Source organism: Thermostichus sp. MS-CIW-36 (assembly GCF_054059035.1).
The window spans coordinates 1-16269 of the sequence record NZ_JBSSBR010000048.1 but is presented as its reverse complement, the minus strand read 5'-3'; the positions used below and the strand labels follow the sequence as shown (position 1 = coordinate 16269).

At 58.6% G+C, this 16269-nt stretch carries 11 protein-coding genes, 1 pseudogene and 1 CRISPR repeat array; of the genes and pseudogenes, 10 read left to right on the top strand and 2 right to left on the bottom strand.

Translation table 11 applies throughout. The annotated features are described in order from the left end of the window. Positions 1–85: 85 nt before the first annotated feature. The 6 genes and pseudogenes from ACVWVQ_RS13760 to ACVWVQ_RS13735 all read left to right on the top strand — a co-directional run. A pseudogene (locus ACVWVQ_RS13760) lies at positions 86–616 on the top strand (AarF/ABC1/UbiB kinase family protein); the annotation flags it as partial. A 278-nt stretch (positions 617–894) separates the two neighbouring features. Then, positions 895–4143: direct repeats of the CRISPR family, unit length 36 nt; unit sequence GTTCCCCCTTCGGGGGGATCCCTAGAAATTGGAAAC. Positions 4144–4216: 73 nt separating this feature from the next. Further along, positions 4217–5356, top strand: a complete 1140-nt coding sequence (cfa, locus tag ACVWVQ_RS13755; RefSeq protein WP_457509012.1) for a cyclopropane fatty acyl phospholipid synthase — start codon at positions 4217–4219, stop codon at positions 5354–5356. Positions 5357–5453: 97 nt separating this feature from the next. Further along, on the top strand, positions 5454–5897 hold the full coding sequence (locus ACVWVQ_RS13750; RefSeq protein WP_414329195.1) for a SufE family protein: 444 nt from the start codon (positions 5454–5456) through the stop codon (positions 5895–5897). Positions 5898–5910: 13 nt separating this feature from the next. Beyond that, the gene (locus ACVWVQ_RS13745; protein WP_457509006.1) at positions 5911–7032 is read left to right on the top strand and encodes a metal ABC transporter solute-binding protein, Zn/Mn family; all 1122 of its coding nucleotides are present in this window, start codon (positions 5911–5913) and stop codon (positions 7030–7032) included. Beyond that, positions 7029–7829, top strand: a complete 801-nt coding sequence (locus ACVWVQ_RS13740; RefSeq protein ID WP_457509005.1) for a metal ABC transporter ATP-binding protein — start codon at positions 7029–7031, stop codon at positions 7827–7829. The genes ACVWVQ_RS13745 and ACVWVQ_RS13740 overlap by 4 nt, the downstream gene beginning before the upstream one ends. Positions 7830–7839: 10 nt before the next feature. After that, positions 7840–8676, top strand: coding sequence for a metal ABC transporter permease (locus tag ACVWVQ_RS13735; protein WP_457509010.1), 837 nt, complete (start codon positions 7840–7842; stop codon positions 8674–8676). Here ACVWVQ_RS13735 and ACVWVQ_RS13730 read toward each other — a convergent pair. Beyond that, on the bottom strand, positions 8673–9440 hold the full coding sequence (locus ACVWVQ_RS13730; protein WP_457509003.1) for a hypothetical protein: 768 nt from the start codon (positions 9438–9440) through the stop codon (positions 8673–8675). The genes ACVWVQ_RS13735 and ACVWVQ_RS13730 overlap by 4 nt on opposite strands. 171 nt (positions 9441–9611) lie before the next feature. Here ACVWVQ_RS13730 and ACVWVQ_RS13725 point away from each other — a divergent pair, with 171 nt between their 5' ends. From ACVWVQ_RS13725 to ACVWVQ_RS13710, 4 genes are all read left to right on the top strand, one after another. Next, the gene (locus ACVWVQ_RS13725) at positions 9612–11435 is read left to right on the top strand and encodes a dipeptide ABC transporter ATP-binding protein (RefSeq protein ID WP_457509008.1); all 1824 of its coding nucleotides are present in this window, start codon (positions 9612–9614) and stop codon (positions 11433–11435) included. 203 nt (positions 11436–11638) lie between these two features. After that, entirely contained in the window at positions 11639–12391 is a 753-nt protein-coding gene (locus ACVWVQ_RS13720) for a response regulator transcription factor (RefSeq protein WP_414408603.1), read from the top strand. 84 nt (positions 12392–12475) lie between these two features. After that, positions 12476–14608 (top strand): bifunctional arginine dihydrolase/ornithine cyclodeaminase, encoded by a 2133-nt coding sequence (argZ, locus tag ACVWVQ_RS13715; protein WP_457509002.1) that lies wholly within the window; start codon positions 12476–12478, stop codon positions 14606–14608. Positions 14609–14676: 68 nt separating this feature from the next. Continuing rightward, on the top strand, positions 14677–15459 hold the full coding sequence (locus tag ACVWVQ_RS13710) for an SAM hydrolase/SAM-dependent halogenase family protein (RefSeq protein WP_457509000.1): 783 nt from the start codon (positions 14677–14679) through the stop codon (positions 15457–15459). Positions 15460–15497: 38 nt separating this feature from the next. On the opposite strand, the gene ACVWVQ_RS13705 is transcribed toward ACVWVQ_RS13710, so the two are convergent. Then, positions 15498–15950 (bottom strand): Hsp20/alpha crystallin family protein, encoded by a 453-nt coding sequence (locus tag ACVWVQ_RS13705; protein ID WP_457404345.1) that lies wholly within the window; start codon positions 15948–15950, stop codon positions 15498–15500. Positions 15951–16269 lie beyond the last annotated feature (319 nt).

Sequence of the window (16269 nt, the reverse complement as noted above, 5' to 3'; positions counted from 1 at the left end):
AGAAAGATCAACTGGTAGTAATCCGTACTGAACATATTATACATTATTTTCAGTATAGTTGAGCTTATTATTGACTAGAGTCATGCTCTTTTCTGAGATCCTGCAGGCGGCCCGGCGCAACCAGATCCGCATTCCCGGCAATTTGGGCCTCTGTGCCAAGGCGCTGGCCAATTTGGAAGGGATCGCCCGCCAGCTCACCCCCGGCTACAACCTGCCGGAGCAGCTTCGCCCCCTGATGGCGGATGTGTTTCGGGCGCAATTGCTGGGGGAAGCCCCTCTGCCCTCGCTGCTGCGCACGGCTTTGGATTTGAAAAATCTCTCTCTGCAATCGCCGCGCCAGATGGAGCTGCTGCTCAGCCGCATCACCTCGGAAACCCAGCGCTGGAACTTGACCATCCAAGAGCTGGACGGGATCCGCAGCAGCCTGGATCAGTCGGCCAACCGCCTTTCCTACAGCATTGTGGTCGGCTCTCTGATCGTCGGGGCCGCCATCATCTCGGCTCAGACGCAGCGGTTTCAGGTCTTTGGGCTGAGCGAACTCCTGTTCGGGGCGGCCAGCCTGTTGGGGCTGTGGCTCGTCATCAGCATCCTGCGCTCCGGTCGCCTGCGCGGCTAGATTGGCTGAGGTTGGCTCATCAGTGGACTCAGGGCCCTACTGCCCTTGTCTGGATCTCGATGTTTCCAAAAGAACACCAAAACGGTATCAACGCCTCCGCGAGCGATCCGCCAAAAGCCGCAAAGGCCGATTCTTTCGTTCGATCCCTCAACGCCTTGCGCCACAAGGCTTTCCGGCCCCAAAACCCCCTCGCCAAAACTCTTTTTGCCGACTTTTTTCCGGATCCCTCGCAAATGGGCCTTGCATTCCTTGCCCTGCTTGGGTTTAATAGGGGTGGAGTTCCCCCTTCGGGGGGATCCCTAGAAATTGGAAACTTGCAAGTACACTAAGCATTATAGGTCGTTGGTATGTCAAGTTGTTCCCCCTTCGGGGGGATCCCTAGAAATTGGAAACTTGGTAGCCCGGGTGTAACACCCAGGTTCACCGCAGTTCCCCCTTCGGGGGGATCCCTAGAAATTGGAAACTGCCCTCCCTTTCGGGTGGATAAACAACACCCAGGAGATAAGTTCCCCCTTCGGGGGGATCCCTAGAAATTGGAAACCTTGACCTAGATGGCAGGGGGATGTCCACTGCCACACGTTCCCCCTTCGGGGGGATCCCTAGAAATTGGAAACTGGGGATATTAGAGATAAATCACTAGCTGTACCAAGTTCCCCCTTCGGGGGGATCCCTAGAAATTGGAAACTTACCAATCAAGTACATCAGCATTCTCTGTAAAGTAGCTAGTTCCCCCTTCGGGGGGATCCCTAGAAATTGGAAACAAGAAACCGAGGTACGCGTGTATGTTTACAATCCCTTTAACAAGTTCCCCCTTCGGGGGGATCCCTAGAAATTGGAAACTTTGATCAGCATAGACCAACCGCAAGACCCGATGAGTTGTTCCCCCTTCGGGGGGATCCCTAGAAATTGGAAACTGGAAGAGCACCCACCCTGTCGGCTACATCGAGTAAAGTTCCCCCTTCGGGGGGATCCCTAGAAATTGGAAACGTCACTACTTTCGTAGTGATATGGTATATAGTCGTCAAGTTCCCCCTTCGGGGGGATCCCTAGAAATTGGAAACCGCGCAAACTATTGGTTACGAGCCTTGCTCGCACAAAGTTCCCCCTTCGGGGGGATCCCTAGAAATTGGAAACCGTTGCCGCAGAGCCTCCAACCTCAGCCACTCGCGAGCAGCCTGGAGTTCCCCCTTCGGGGGGATCCCTAGAAATTGGAAACTAGCACTTTTGCCTGATCTAGTAGGCAGTTTGATAGTCGCTGTTCCCCCTTCGGGGGGATCCCTAGAAATTGGAAACAACATCCCGGATGTACCCACACCGCTCAGCGTGAACGATCTGTTCCCCCTTCGGGGGGATCCCTAGAAATTGGAAACTGCGGTTATAATAATGAATCCACAAACAGTTTCAGGCACGTTCCCCCTTCGGGGGGATCCCTAGAAATTGGAAACGGCGCAGGCCGCGGCAAGGGATCCGCCACCGGTACCAAGAGTTCCCCCTTCGGGGGGATCCCTAGAAATTGGAAACGCAGGTTAGAGGATATAAAGATAGTTTCGTCATCCACGGTTCCCCCTTCGGGGGGATCCCTAGAAATTGGAAACATGAGCAACACAGAAAGTTAATCGAGAAAGCGAAAACACTGTTCCCCCTTCGGGGGGATCCCTAGAAATTGGAAACTTGACCTCTACCGACTGTTGTTCGCCGAACACGGCTTGGTTCCCCCTTCGGGGGGATCCCTAGAAATTGGAAACTGGAGAAGAGTGCATTTCGTGGTCTCCATCGACTACATGTTCCCCCTTCGGGGGGATCCCTAGAAATTGGAAACATTCGATCTCCGCCCCTTCTAACTCTGGCGGGCAGTTGTTCCCCCTTCGGGGGGATCCCTAGAAATTGGAAACACCAAGACTGGCTGGCTGTGGTAGTCTAGCTCTACTACAGTTCCCCCTTCGGGGGGATCCCTAGAAATTGGAAACTAGCTTACGGTTTTGGGGCAACCGAAACTCATCTAGTGTTCCCCCTTCGGGGGGATCCCTAGAAATTGGAAACGTGCATAGCCATACCCCAATCACGAGCGTGCCCCCGGTAGTTCCCCCTTCGGGGGGATCCCTAGAAATTGGAAACAAAGCTAAACTGGGGATCTAACCCCCACCACCTCAAGTTCCCCCTTCGGGGGGATCCCTAGAAATTGGAAACGATAATCCTGGGTGCTTGGGGGAGGAACTAGGTTAGATCGTGTTCCCCCTTCGGGGGGATCCCTAGAAATTGGAAACTGGTATGTACAAGTACACTAAGGAGCAGATTTTACGGTTCCCCCTTCGGGGGGATCCCTAGAAATTGGAAACTAGAAAATCGCAGACATGGTATCCTCCTAATCAAGGCAGGGGTTCCCCCTTCGGGGGGATCCCTAGAAATTGGAAACAATTTAACGGAAAAGTTGTAAGTAGAAACTATATTCGCGTTCCCCCTTCGGGGGGATCCCTAGAAATTGGAAACTCTGTATTCAGCAAACCACACAACTTGATGTACTGAAAGTTCCCCCTTCGGGGGGATCCCTAGAAATTGGAAACGATCATCGAAGAAGGTTGGCACGACACCATCGTGCAGTTCCCCCTTCGGGGGGATCCCTAGAAATTGGAAACTTGAGTAAATCTTCCCAGAATAAGTTTTGGGACTTGTTCCCCCTTCGGGGGGATCCCTAGAAATTGGAAACCCAGTTTTACGATTTTGTCCTGGGTGCCCTCAAAGCTCGTGTTCCCCCTTCGGGGGGATCCCTAGAAATTGGAAACTCGAAGGTTTTCCTTGCCCTACGTGGGCAGTGGCTTGTAAGGTTCCCCCTTCGGGGGGATCCCTAGAAATTGGAAACCAGCTACTTCGCTCGGATTTGAGCTTTTCGCTTTTGCTTGTTCCCCCTTCGGGGGGATCCCTAGAAATTGGAAACAGTGAATCCTTTACTGAGCGGCCAGCGCATCCTCCAAGTTCCCCCTTCGGGGGGATCCCTAGAAATTGGAAACACCAGGCAAGCTGCCTCTGCTTCCAAAGAGGCGGCGGCAGGTTCCCCCTTCGGGGGGATCCCTAGAAATTGGAAACGCCGGGGATCCCCAGGGCACGCCGGAGTTCTGGCTAGAGTTCCCCCTTCGGGGGGATCCCTAGAAATTGGAAACTGCGTATGAAGCGCATTGCTTCGAGGTACTCTCCCTCTGTGTTCCCCCTTCGGGGGGATCCCTAGAAATTGGAAACGGGCAACATCCCGGATGTACTCACACCGAGAGGAACGCAGAGTTCCCCCTTCGGGGGGATCCCTAGAAATTGGAAACTTATGGCTGTTTGGGGAGGGGGCGGATAGAGGGATAGAGGTTCCCCCTTCGGGGGGATCCCTAGAAATTGGAAACGGTTGTCCATTTGGGTTACCTCCCAATCACTACACTTGTTCCCCCTTCGGGGGGATCCCTAGAAATTGGAAACTTCCCCCAAACAATCACCGCATCCTCCGGAATGTCGTTCCCCCTTCGGGGGGATCCCTAGAAATTGGAAACAACTTGTTGGATCCCTTGCCACCTTGGGGTGTATTTGTTGAGTCAGTTTCCCTGCAGTGAGGGATCCCTAGGGATGGGGAAAGGACTCAACAGCTTGCGCTGGCTGGCGCGTCAGCATGCGCTTCGGGTTTTGGATGTTGCCGGTATAACCCTCAATGGCTCGCAACCTTGGGATATTCAAGTTCACGACGAGCGGCTATATCTGCGCTGCCTGCTCTATGGATCCCTGGGCTTTGGCGAGGCCTACATGGAGGGCTGGTGGGATTGCGAGGCCATTGATGAGTTAGTTTGTCGTCTCCTAACTGCCCAGGCACCGCAGCAGGTGGGTTGGCTAACTCAGCCCTTGCTTGGGCTGGACAGTCGCCTCATCAACCGCCAGCGGGGCAAGGGGGCATTCGTCATTGGCCAGCGCCACTACGACATTGGCAACGATCTCTATGAGGCCATGCTGGATCGCCGCATGATCTACAGCTGTGCCTATTGGGATGGGGGCGCGCAAACTCTGGATGAAGCCCAAGAAGCTAAGCTTGACCTCATTGCCCGCAAGCTGGAACTCCAACCCGGCATGCGGGTGCTCGACATCGGCTGTGGCTGGGGCGGCACAGCCCAGTACCTGGCCGAACGCTACGGGGTGCAGGTTGTGGGGATTACTGTTTCCAAAGAGCAAGCCAAACTGGCCAGCGAACGCTGCCGCGGCCTGCCGGTCGAGATTCGGTTAGAAGACTATCGCCAGACCCAGGGAAAGTTTGATCGCATCCTTTCTGTCGGCATGTTTGAACATGTTGGCTACCGAAACTACCGAACGTTTATGCAGGTAGCCCGCCGCTTGTTGAACGACAATGGCTTGTTTCTTCTGCACACCATCGGCAGCAACGTGGCCTACCAGGGGCGGGATCCCTGGATTGAGCGCTACATTTTCCCCAACTCGATGCTGCCCTCGCCTCATCTGATTACTGCAGCCTTTGAGGGCTTATTTGTGCTGGAAGACTGGCACAATTTTGGGATCAATTACGTGGCCACCTTAAAAGCCTGGCACGCCAATTTCGAGCAGGCATGGCCAAAATTAGCCGACCGCTACGATGAGCGCTTTCGCCGCATGTGGCGGCTCTATCTCCTGATGAGTGCCGGTAGCTTCAAGGCCCGGGCCAGCCAACTTTGGCAACTGGTCCTCTCACCACGGGGAGTAAGTGGCGGCTATCGCTCGCTTCGGTAACGACAGTCCCAAAAGTTTGCAGGTGCCCCTGCGCCCTCGCTGAGTGGGGGTGTTATGATGAGTTTGATTATCATTCTCACTCTAGACAAGCTGAGGGATGCCCGCAGCTCTGCAGCAAATTGTCAATCGCTTCCAGAAGGCCAAGACCTCGCGGCAGAAGTATGAGCTTCTCCTAGCCTATGCCAAGCGCCTGCCACCCTTTCCCGAAGCGGAGAGGAAGGAGGAGAACCTAGTCAGAGGTTGCGCTTCGCGGGTGTGGCTGGCCACCGAGTTTAGGGAGGGCAAGGTCTACATCCAAGGGGATGCCGATGCTCAGTTGGTCAAGGGTTTGGTGGCCATTGTGGTGGAGGGGCTAAGTGGCCTAGCGCCGGAAGAGATTTTGGGGGTTTCCCCAGAGTTTGTGCGGGAGATGGGCCTCAATTTCAGCCTTAGCCCTTCCAGGAGCAACGGTCTGGTGAGCATGTTTTCGATGCTGCGGCAGAGGGCCTTGGCTTTTGGGAAGTCAGTTGCTTCCAGCTCTGCTGTCTCTGTTGTCTTGTGAGGTATTCAGGCTCATGACTGATCAAGCTAACTCTATCCGTTCGGCTCGACCGGTGCGATCGCTGGTCTCGCTGCTGGCCGCCCTCTCGGTCGGGATCCTGGGAAGCCTGCAGATGCGCCAAGAAGAGTCCCGGGCCCAGCAGGGATCCAGCCCCCCAAAGGTGGTGACCACGATTTTGCCGATAACGCAATTTACCCGTGCTGTGGCCGGGGATCGGGCAGAAGTCACGCCACTCCTTCCCCCTCAGATGGGGCCGCACGATTTTCAGGCTCGACCTGAGGAGGTTCGTTTGCTGGCTCAGGCGGATGTGTTGGTAATCAATGGGCTGGGAATGGAAACTTTCCTGGAGGGGTTGATCGCCAATGCCGCAAATCCCCAATTGCTGACCATCGACAGCAGCGAAGGGATCCCAACTTTGCGGGCTGAGGAGCCAGAGCATGGGCACTCCCACGGTCACGGCCATGGACACTCTCATGGACACAGTCACGGCCATTCTCACGGGCATGGCCATGGCCACTCTCATGGGCACAGCCACGGCGAGTTTAACCCCCACATTTGGCTGGATCCCAGGCGGGCTATTCAGCAGGTGGAAAACATCCGCGACGGCTTAATCGCTGCGGATCCGGCAGGGGCGGAGATCTACCGGGCCAATGCGGCTGCTTTTATCGAGAAGCTCAAGGCTTTGGATGAGGAGATTGCCGCTCGGCTAGCTCCCTTTGCCGGAAGAAGCTTTGTGGTCTTCCACGACTTTGCCCCCTATTTTGCCGAGCGCTACAACCTCAAAGCCGAGTTCTTGGTGGAGATCCCTGAAGCCAGCTCCTCCCCCGAAGATGTGCGACGGGTGATGGAGACGGTGCGGGAGTCGGGCCTGAAGACCATCTTGGTGGAACCTCAGGTGGGAGACAACAACCCCTTCCAGATCTTGGCCAGGGATTTGGGGGTGGAAGTGCGGGTTTTCGATCCCATCGAAACCGCTGGCCCTGAGGGGATCGAGCCGGAATATTACCTGACCATCCTGCGGCAAAACGTGGAGAACCTGGTCTCCGCCTTTGAGAAGGAGACGGCCTTCCTGCCCCTGCAATTGCCGCTGCTGGGCCAAGCTGCTCTCGAACACCTGCTGGCGAGGGGGCGGTGATCTCCTGCTCCGGCGAGGTTGTCCTGCGCGTGGAGGGGCTGACGGTCTATCGGGGATCCCAGTTGGCGGTGCAAAATGTGTCATTTGAGCTGAGGGCGGGATCCCATACGGCCATTGTCGGCCCCAATGGCGCTGGCAAAAGTACCTTGGTACAGGCGATTTTGGGGATCCTGCCGCGGCAGTGCGGCTCGGTTTGGATTCTGGGAGAGCCGGTGCGCCTGTCCGGCTATTTGCCCCCGTCAGTGCGGCAGCAGGTGGCTTACGTGCCCCAGCGTTTTCAGTTCAATCCTGGGATCCCCATGGTGGTGGAGGAGTTTGTGGCTTTGGGTTGGGGGGCGTTGCAACCCCGCTGGCCCTGGCAGCAGCGCTCTGCTCGGCAGCAGGCGGTGCAAGAGGCGCTGGAACGGGTCGGCGCATCCCACTTGTCCTCTAAGGCTTTGGGCCAGCTCAGCGGCGGGGAGCTGAAACGGGTGCTGTTGGCCTATTGCTTGGCTTGGCCGCGGCGGCTGCTTATCCTCGACGAGGCACCGGCAGGCTTAGATACGCTCAGCGAGGGGGAGTTTTACCGGCTCCTGGAAGAGCTGCGCCAATCCCTGGGCTGGGCTATTTTGCAGATCTCCCATGATTTGGAGATGGTGTCCCGCCATTGCGACCGCGTGCTGTGCCTCAACCAATCCCTCATCTGCCAGGGATCCCCCCAGGTGGCTTTGGCACCAGAAGTGCTGAGCCGGGTTTATGGGCCTGTTCGCGACAGCAGTGCGGAGCACTATTTTGCCCGCTACATCCACCGTCACTGAGGGGAAGGCGATGTTGGAGGGCTGGGTGCGGGTAGTGGAGCTGTTGCAGTTGCCCTTTATGCAGCGGGCCATGCTGGGTGGGATCCTCACCGGCATGACAGGTGGGCTGCTGGGCAGCTTTGTTATTCTGCGGCAACTGTCGTTTTTTAGCGATGCCCTGGGGCATTCGGCTCTGCTGGGGATTGTTTTGGGAGTGCTGCTGGGGCTGGATCCCACCGTGGTGCTGATGGTGTTTGGGGTGGGGTTTGCTTTGGGCGTCACCTTTGTCTTGGAGCGCACTCAACTGTCGGCGGATGCGGTGCTGAACATCATCTACTCTTCCTCTTTGGCTCTGGCCGTTATCGCCCTCAGCTTGCTGCCCGGCTATCGGGGCAACCTCAACCAGTTGCTGTTTGGGGAGATTTTGGGGATCAGCCCAGCGGCCCTGTGGACGAGCGGGATCCTCTTGCTCATCGGCTTGGCCTATGTGGGATTGACTTTGCCCTCCCAGATGTTGCTTACCTTGGATGAGCCGCTGGCGCGGGCACGAGGGGTTCAGGTGGGCTGGCAGCGGCTGGCCTTTGTGGTGTTGCTGGCTTTGGTGGTGGGCCTGGCGATTCGCTCGGTGGGGGTGTTGCTGGTGAGCGCTTTTGTGGTCATCCCGGCCTCGACAGCACGGATGTTGGGATCCCGGTTCACGACTTATGTGATGCTGGCCATAGGCATTGGGGGACTGAGCGCGGTGTTGGGGATGATCGCCTCGGCGGCCTTCAACCTGCCCTCCGGCCCCAGCATTGTCGCCACCCAGTTGCTGTTCTTCCTGCTGGCCATGGGATGGCGGGGAGCGCAAAAGATCCTGAGAACTTAGAACAGCTTGCGTTCGCTTTCGGGAAAGACTTGCCCGATCAAGGTGGGCTGCTCGTAGACGCGCTTGAGGGTGTTGAGATCCCGCTTGGTAATGTTGGGCACCCGCAACACCCGCCGATTGCCGGTAGCCGCCGCATGGTGTCCGCCATACATCAGATCCCGCAGGTTCGGGCTATGGCCCCACAGCCCCAGCCCATGCCCGATCTCGTGCCGGGCCACCGCCGTCACCTCGGCCAACCCCTGTCCCTCTGCAATGACGATGCGCACCCGCTGCTGCAAAGAGCCATCGGAGGCGAAGAAAAACTCCGGGCGGGCCGCCCCAGCCACCCCGCCGCCAATAGGAGGAACGCGGTAAATGCTCATCCCGTAGAAAGCCTCCTCCTCTTTGGCCACCACCTTGAGCGGGATGTAGGCCGACCACTCCTTCACCGCTTGCTCCACGGAGGCCTTCCACTGGGGGTGATCCCCTTGGATGTAGATAGGGACGGGATAGAAAGCCCACTGGGCATAGGCTCCGCCCGGCAGCAGCGGCTCGATTTCCTCAAAGTAGTCTCCCACCGCCTTGTCGTAGGCGTAGCGATCCAGGCCAGGGGGGAGTTTGAGCCGCATCGGCTGCGGCAGTTCTCCGGCTTGAGTTTGAGCCTGGGCTTGCAGGGCTTCAATGCCAAAAAAGTGGGGAACCAGCAGGGATCCCCTGCCCCCCACTGCCAAAGTGAGGAGCATCGCCCAGCCGAAGATGCAAAGCTGTAGAAGGCGTCGCCGCATCAAAGCCGCCCTTCCGCACTTGTTTCTCTACAAGGTTAGTGGCTCAGAAAGCAAGTGTCATTCACGTCAGCGGTGCGGAGCACTTTGGGGGCCAAGACGGGGACGGTGGTCTATAATCCTGCCAATCCTCCCATTGCGTTCGCGCCAGCGGTGCGGAGCGCTTTCGTCGCCATGATCGAGGCTGTTCCTGCTGCCGATTCTGCCTTGCTGACCGTACAAGGGCTGCGGGTTTTCTTGCCCAGCCGCACAGTTGGCGTCAGCAGGAGGGAGCCTTCGGGATCCCCGGTGGTGGATGGGCTGTCTTTCCAGATCGGGATCGGCCAGACCTTGGGCCTGGTGGGGGAGTCGGGATCCGGCAAAACCATGACCGCCCTGACGCTGATCGATCTTCTGCCCAGCTCGGCTCGGGTGGAGGGCAAAATCCTCTTCAAGGGCCCTGACGGAACGGTGGACTGGCTGCAGTTGGATCCCCGACAACGGCGGCGCTATCGCGGATCCCAAATTGCCATGATCTTCCAGGAGCCGAGCACCGCCCTCAACCCCCTCTACACCTGTGGCCAGCAGTTACAGGAAACCTTGAGGGCCAACACCTCCCTGAGCCCGGCGGAGATCCGCGCCCAAGCCATTCGCCTGTTTGAGGAGGTGCAGCTTTCTCCCCAGATGCTGGAGCGCTACCCTCATCAGCTCTCCGGCGGCCAAATCCAACGGGCGGCCATCGCCTGTGCCATCGCCTCCAATCCCCAACTGTTGATTGCCGATGAGCCGACCACCGCTCTAGATGTTACGGTGCAAGCGGAAATCCTGCGCCTGCTCTGGGAGCTGCAGCAGCACCGGCAGATGGCCATCCTCTTCATCACCCACGATCTCAATTTGGTGGCCGAACTGGCAGATCAGGTGGTGGTGATGCGCCGGGGCCAAGCTGTGGAACAGGGATCGGTGGAGCAGATCTTTCGGGATCCCCAGCATCCCTACACCCGCGGCTTGTTGGCCTGTCGCCCGGTGTTGGAGCGGCGGTTGCGGCGGTTGCCCACCGTCCAGGATTTTCTGGAAAAAGGGGGATCCCCAGAGGAGCAGTGGCAGCAGGTGGAGATCCCGGCTGCCGTTCGCGTAAGCGGGACGGAGTCCTTAGAGGAAGAACGGCTGCGCCGGCTGTACAGTCAGCCCCCCCTGCTGCAGGTGCGGGATCTGCGAACCCACTACGCCGTCCGTCGAGGGCCATTTGGCCGCCAGGTGGGCGAGATCCGAGCTGTGGATGGGATCAGCTTTGACCTCTACCCCGGAGAGACCTTGGGGCTGGTGGGAGAGTCCGGCTGCGGCAAAACCACCCTGGGGCGAACCCTGTTGCGCCTGGTCCGTGCCAGCTCTGGCCAGGTGATCTACGACGGCGAGGAGCTGCTCCGCTTGCCGCCCCAACGCTTACGTCGTCTCCGCCGCGAGATTCAGCTGATCTTTCAGGATCCGGCAGCCTCACTGGATCCGCGCATGAGTGTGGGAGCCAGCGTCATAGAGCCAATGGCCCTGCACGGGATTGGGAGAAATGCTGCTGAGCGACGAGCACGGGCCCAACGCCTGTTTGAACGGGTAGGGTTGGATCCGGAAGCGCTGGATCGCCTGCCCCACCAGTTTTCCGGAGGACAGCGGCAGCGGATCTGTATTGCCCGCGCCCTGGCCTCGGAGCCCCGCCTGATCGTCTGCGATGAGGCAGTGTCTTCCCTGGATGTCTCCGTGCAGGCCCAGGTGCTGAACTTGCTCAAGGATCTGCAGGAGGAACTGGGGTTGGCCTACCTGTTCATCTCCCACGACCTGAGCGTGGTCAAGTTCATGAGCGACCGCATCATGGTCATGAACCGAGGCCGCATCGAAGAGATTGGCCCTGCTTCCCAGATCTACCGGCAGCCGCAGCAAGACTACACCCGCCGCCTCATCGCCGCGTTCGCGCCAGCGGTGCGGAGCACTTCCCCCAAAGGGAGATCCGTTCGCGATAGCGGGCCGTAGGCCTTAAAAACGCACCCATTTGCCCCAAACGGGTTGAAAAGTTTCCCCTGCATCCGGCTCCGGGCTGGGCAACCCTGCGGGTTAACTTCGCAGTAAGATTTGCAATGAGGCTAAAATTAAGTAAACTTCCAGTCGTAAAGCTTCGGCTCTTTGTTAGCACATTTAACAAAACGTTTTATCCGCAGTTTGGGCTGCAACCGGCTATGGCTCGCATACTCATTATTGAGGACGACCCTTCGATTCTGGATATCCTGCGCATCAATCTGGAGTTGGCGGGCTACGAGGTTGTGAAGGCCACCGATGGGGTGCGCGGACAAGCACTGGCTCTGCAAGTTCTCCCCGATCTGATCATCCTCGACCTGATGCTGCCCCAGGTAGATGGCCTGACCGTTTGTCAGCGCTTGCGGCGGGAGGAGCGCACCAGCGAGATCCCGATTTTGATGCTCACCGCCCTCGGCCAAACCCAGGACAAGATCGAGGGCTTTAATGCCGGTGCCGACGACTACCTGACCAAGCCTTTTGAAGTGCAGGAGCTGCTGGTGCGGGTGCGGGCTCTGTTGCGGCGCTCAGACCGGATCCCACAGGCGGCCAAACACGGCGAGATCCTCACCTATGGCCCCCTCACGCTGGTGCCGGAACGCTTCGAGGCGCTGTGGTTCGGCAAAACCATCAAGCTCACCCACCTGGAGTTTGACCTGCTCCACTGCCTGATGCAGCGACACGGGCAGACTGTTTCTCCAAGCGAAATCCTGCAGGAGGTGTGGGGCTACGAGCCCGACGACGACATCGAGACCATCCGCGTCCACATCCGCCACCTGCGCACCAAGCTGGAGCCGGATCCGCGCCACCCCCAGTATATCAAGACCATCTACGGGGCGGGCTACTGTCTGGAATTGCCCAACATCGCCGATCCCGTCCCACCGCAGCCAGAGCTGGCGAAAGATTCCCACAAATAATGATTCTTTCATGATTCTTGAGGATGCTGCTCACGCAACTGCTAATCTAGGGGATGCCCTGCTGCAGATTGCGCTCTGAGATCTATGCCTGGTGCCATTCGGTATTTGATGTGCCCACCCGATCACTACGAGGTGGACTATGTGATCAACCCCTGGATGGTGGGGAATGTTCACCGCTCTTCGCGAGAACGGGCGCTGCAGCAGTGGCAGGCTCTCTATTCGCATCTCTCGCAGCGGGCGGAGGTGAAGCTAATCCAGCCGGTGCCGGGATGGCCGGATATGGTGTTTACGGCGAATGCTGGGCTCATCCTGGGATCCAAGGTGGTGCTGAGCCGTTTTTATCACCCAGAGCGGCAGGGGGAACAGCCCCATTTCAAGGCTTGGTTTGAGGAACAGGGCTACACCGTCTATGAGCTGCCGCCAGCCCTGGCTTTTGAGGGGGCGGGAGATGCTCTGTTGGATCGGGCAGGGCGCTGGCTGTGGGCGGGCTACGGCTTTCGCTCCATGTTGGAGTCTCACCCCTACTTGGCCAAGTGGCTGGGGATCGAGGTGTTGTCCTTGCGGCTGGTGGACGAGCGGTTCTACCACCTAGACACCTGCTTTTGCCCCCTCTCCGAAGGCTATTTGCTTTACTATCCACCGGCTTTTGATGCCTATTCCAACCGCCTGATCGAGATGCGGGTGCCCCCTGAAAAGCGGATCCCGGTTCAGGAGGCGGATGCCATTCACTTTGCCTGCAATGCCGTGGATGTGAACGGCACGATCTTGGTGAATCGGGTCAGCCCAGAGCTGGAAGCCACCCTACAGGATCGGGGATTTGCGGTGGTGCAGACGGAGCTGACGGAGTTCCTGAAAGCCGGTGGGGCGGCCAAGTGCCTGACGCTGCGCCTCGACGAGACGGTGGCTCCCCAAACCGATCCGGTGGCCACGGTGCTCAGCCGGACGGTGACCCTCCAGGGACACTTGGTGGACAGCGACCTGCTCACCAGAGCCGTCGATTGCATTGTGGACAATGGCGGCAGCTTCCAGATCCTCAAGTTTCAGCTTGGGGAAAAACGGCAGAGCACTTCCACGGTGGAACTGGCCGTTTCCGCTCCCACCGAAGAGACCCTGGATACCATTCTCAGCGCCTTGATCGAGCAGGGGGCCCGTCTCTCGGAAGAAACCCAGCAAGACGCCCGTCTGGAGCGGGTGGAGAAGGCAGGGGTAGCGCCCGACGATTTTTATGTCACCACCATCTATCCCACGCAGGTGCGGGTGGCCGGCCAGTGGATCCCGGTGCAGCGGCAGCGCATGGATGGGGTGATCGTGGTCAAGGGATCGGATCGCGATGGCGAGACGGAGTTTTCAGCCTACTGCACCCTGATTCGAGATTTGCAGGTGGGGGATGCCGTGGTGTGTGGGGTGGAAGGGATCCGCACCGTGCGCCAGGCCAGCAAAGAGCGCTCTTCCCAGGAGTTTACCTTTATGGGATCGGGGGTCTCCAGCGAGCGGCGGGTGGAGATCCTGGTGGAGCAGATTGCCTGGGAGCTGCGGCAAATCAAGGAGCGGGGCGGCAAAACGGTGGTGGTGGCAGGGCCGGTGGTCATCCACACAGGCGGCGGATCCCACTTGGCCACCCTCATCCGCGAAGGCTATGTGCAGGCGCTGTTGGGGGGCAATGCCATTGCCGTTCACGATTTGGAGCAGAATCTCTACGGCACCTCGCTGGGGGTGGATCTGTCGCGGGGCACCCCGGTCAAGGGCGGCCACAAGCATCACCTCAAAACCATCAACCTCATCCGCAAGTATGGCAGTATCCGAGCTGCGGTGGAAGCGGGCGTGATTACCGGCGGGGTGTTCTACGAGTGTATTCGCGCTCAGGTGCCCTTCTCCCTGGCGGGATCCATCCGTGACGATGGGCCGCTGCCAGATACGGAGATGGATTTGATCAAGGCCCAACAGGATTATGCGCGGCTGCTACAGGGGGCCGACATGGTGTTGATGCTCTCCAGCATGTTGCACTCCATTGGAGCCGGGAACATGACGCCTGCCGGGGTCAAGCTGATCTGCGTGGACATCAACCCGGCAGTGGTGACCAAGCTGGCCGATCGGGGATCCCTGGAGTCGGTGGGGATTGTGACCGATGTGGGCCTGTTCTTGAGTTTGTTGGTGCAGCAGTTGGCGCGTTTGGGGCAGGCGTATGAGCGCCCGCAACCTGCTCTTGCTGCCCGCTAGCCACCCCATCCATAAGCGCTGTTATCTTTTGGGATCCTTAAACTGGGATCCTCAAGCCTCAAAAGGGTATGCCTTTTATTAGCCTGTTGACGGATTTTGGCCTGCAGGATCCCTATGTGGGCATTATGAAAGGGGTGATTCATACCCTTTCCCCACAGGCTCAACTCATCGACCTCAGCCATGGGATCCCGCCTCAGGATGTGGCGGCGGCTCGCTTTGCCCTGATGACGGCCTACCCCTATCTGCCGTCGGGCACCATTCACCTGGCCGTTGTGGATCCAGGGGTGGGGAGTAGCCGCCGGGCGGTAGCCATCCAAACCGAGACGGGCTTTTTGGTTGGCCCTGACAATGGCCTGTTCAGCGGCGTTTTGGCCCAAACTCCGGCGCTGGCTGCTGTGGAACTCAACCGGCCCCGCTATTGGCGCACCCCCTCTCCCAGCCGCACCTTTCATGGGCGGGATATTTTTGCCCCGGTTGCCGCTCATCTGGCCAACGGGATCCCTTTGGCGGAGCTGGGGGATCCCCTAGACGTAGCAGAACTAACCCGCTGGGAGTGGCCGCCACCCCAGATGGAGACCAACGGCTGTCGCGGCCTGGTCCAGGCCATCGACCACTTCGGCAACGGCATCACCAACCTGCCCGGACAGTGGGTGGAAGGTCGAAGCTGGAGCGCCTGGATCAAAGGGATCCCCGTCCGCTCCGTGGCCACCTTTGCTGAGGGAGAAGTTGGGGAAGTGCTGGCCCTGGTGGGCAGCTCCGGCTGGGTGGAGATCGTGCAAAACCGAGGCAATGCCAGCCGGGCGATGGATTTTAAGGTGGGAGATGAGGTGCGCGTGCAGTGGAACGGCTAGATCCCCTCGCCTGAAAAGAGAGGGAGAGACTGGGGATCCTAGGCAGGTTGGCTTTCCACCGTCACGGCTTCCGTCGGAGTAGTGGGGTTTGAGGCGCCCACTTGGACTTTGATCACCCGCGCTGCGTCGGCTTTGGGCAGAGTGAGGGTGAGGATGCCGTCGCGATAGGTGGCCGAGACTTTCTCCGGCTGGATGCGGCGGGCCAGCTTGAGGATGCGTTGAAAAGGTTGGGGCTCCACTTCTTGGTAGCGCAATTCAGCACCTTCAGGGCCGTGAACCTGGATCTCGCCGCTGATGGAGAGCTGTTGAGCCGTGGCCTCGATGTGGAAGCGTTCCCGATTGGCACCGGGCACCCACAACTGGACGGTGTAGGCTTCGTCGCTCTCCCAAACCTGCAGAGGAGTGGGCAGGAAGGAGCGAGAGCGTCCCCGGTTGGGCTCCGCTTGCAGAGCTTGTACCTCGAAAAGCGGGCTGAAGTAAAGAGTTGCCATAGTGTCTCCTAGGGTAAATAGGCTAAGTCATCAATGGAGTTGAGGGAAGCGAAGAGATCTCGGCAAAGAAGGCTTGGCCTGCACTTGGGATTTGAATTCACAAAATCCTGCTCTGATCATCCAAGAAAGCCATCCCAGCGAGGGAGGGCAAACCGATCTGCGATAGGCAGGATCCCCTCACCTCATGGGGAAGAGGGATGAAAACAAACAGGGCAATCCAATGGTTCACCAAATTTTCGGGCTGGAGGCCCGCACCATAGCCGCAGGCTTGGTGTCGGGAGGAAAGCCCTCCTCCATATAGGTTTGCTGGTCAAAAGTC

What these genes read in the sequence shown, in the direction of transcription:
- ACVWVQ_RS13730 (WP_457509003.1), bottom strand. Translation starts at nt 9,440, where the DNA reads ATGCGGCGACGCCTTCTACAGCTTTGCATCTTCGGCTGGGCGATGCTC.
- ACVWVQ_RS13745 (WP_457509006.1), top strand. Translation starts at nt 5,911, where the DNA reads ATGACTGATCAAGCTAACTCTATCCGTTCGGCTCGACCGGTGCGATCG.
- cfa (WP_457509012.1), top strand. Translation starts at nt 4,217, where the DNA reads ATGGGGAAAGGACTCAACAGCTTGCGCTGGCTGGCGCGTCAGCATGCG.
- ACVWVQ_RS13710 (WP_457509000.1), top strand. Translation starts at nt 14,677, where the DNA reads ATGCCTTTTATTAGCCTGTTGACGGATTTTGGCCTGCAGGATCCCTAT.
- ACVWVQ_RS13705 (WP_457404345.1), bottom strand. Translation starts at nt 15,950, where the DNA reads ATGGCAACTCTTTACTTCAGCCCGCTTTTCGAGGTACAAGCTCTGCAA.
- argZ (WP_457509002.1), top strand. Translation starts at nt 12,476, where the DNA reads ATGCCTGGTGCCATTCGGTATTTGATGTGCCCACCCGATCACTACGAG.
- ACVWVQ_RS13750 (WP_414329195.1), top strand. Translation starts at nt 5,454, where the DNA reads ATGCCCGCAGCTCTGCAGCAAATTGTCAATCGCTTCCAGAAGGCCAAG.
- ACVWVQ_RS13735 (WP_457509010.1), top strand. Translation starts at nt 7,840, where the DNA reads ATGTTGGAGGGCTGGGTGCGGGTAGTGGAGCTGTTGCAGTTGCCCTTT.
- ACVWVQ_RS13720 (WP_414408603.1), top strand. Translation starts at nt 11,639, where the DNA reads ATGGCTCGCATACTCATTATTGAGGACGACCCTTCGATTCTGGATATC.
- ACVWVQ_RS13725 (WP_457509008.1), top strand. Translation starts at nt 9,612, where the DNA reads ATGATCGAGGCTGTTCCTGCTGCCGATTCTGCCTTGCTGACCGTACAA.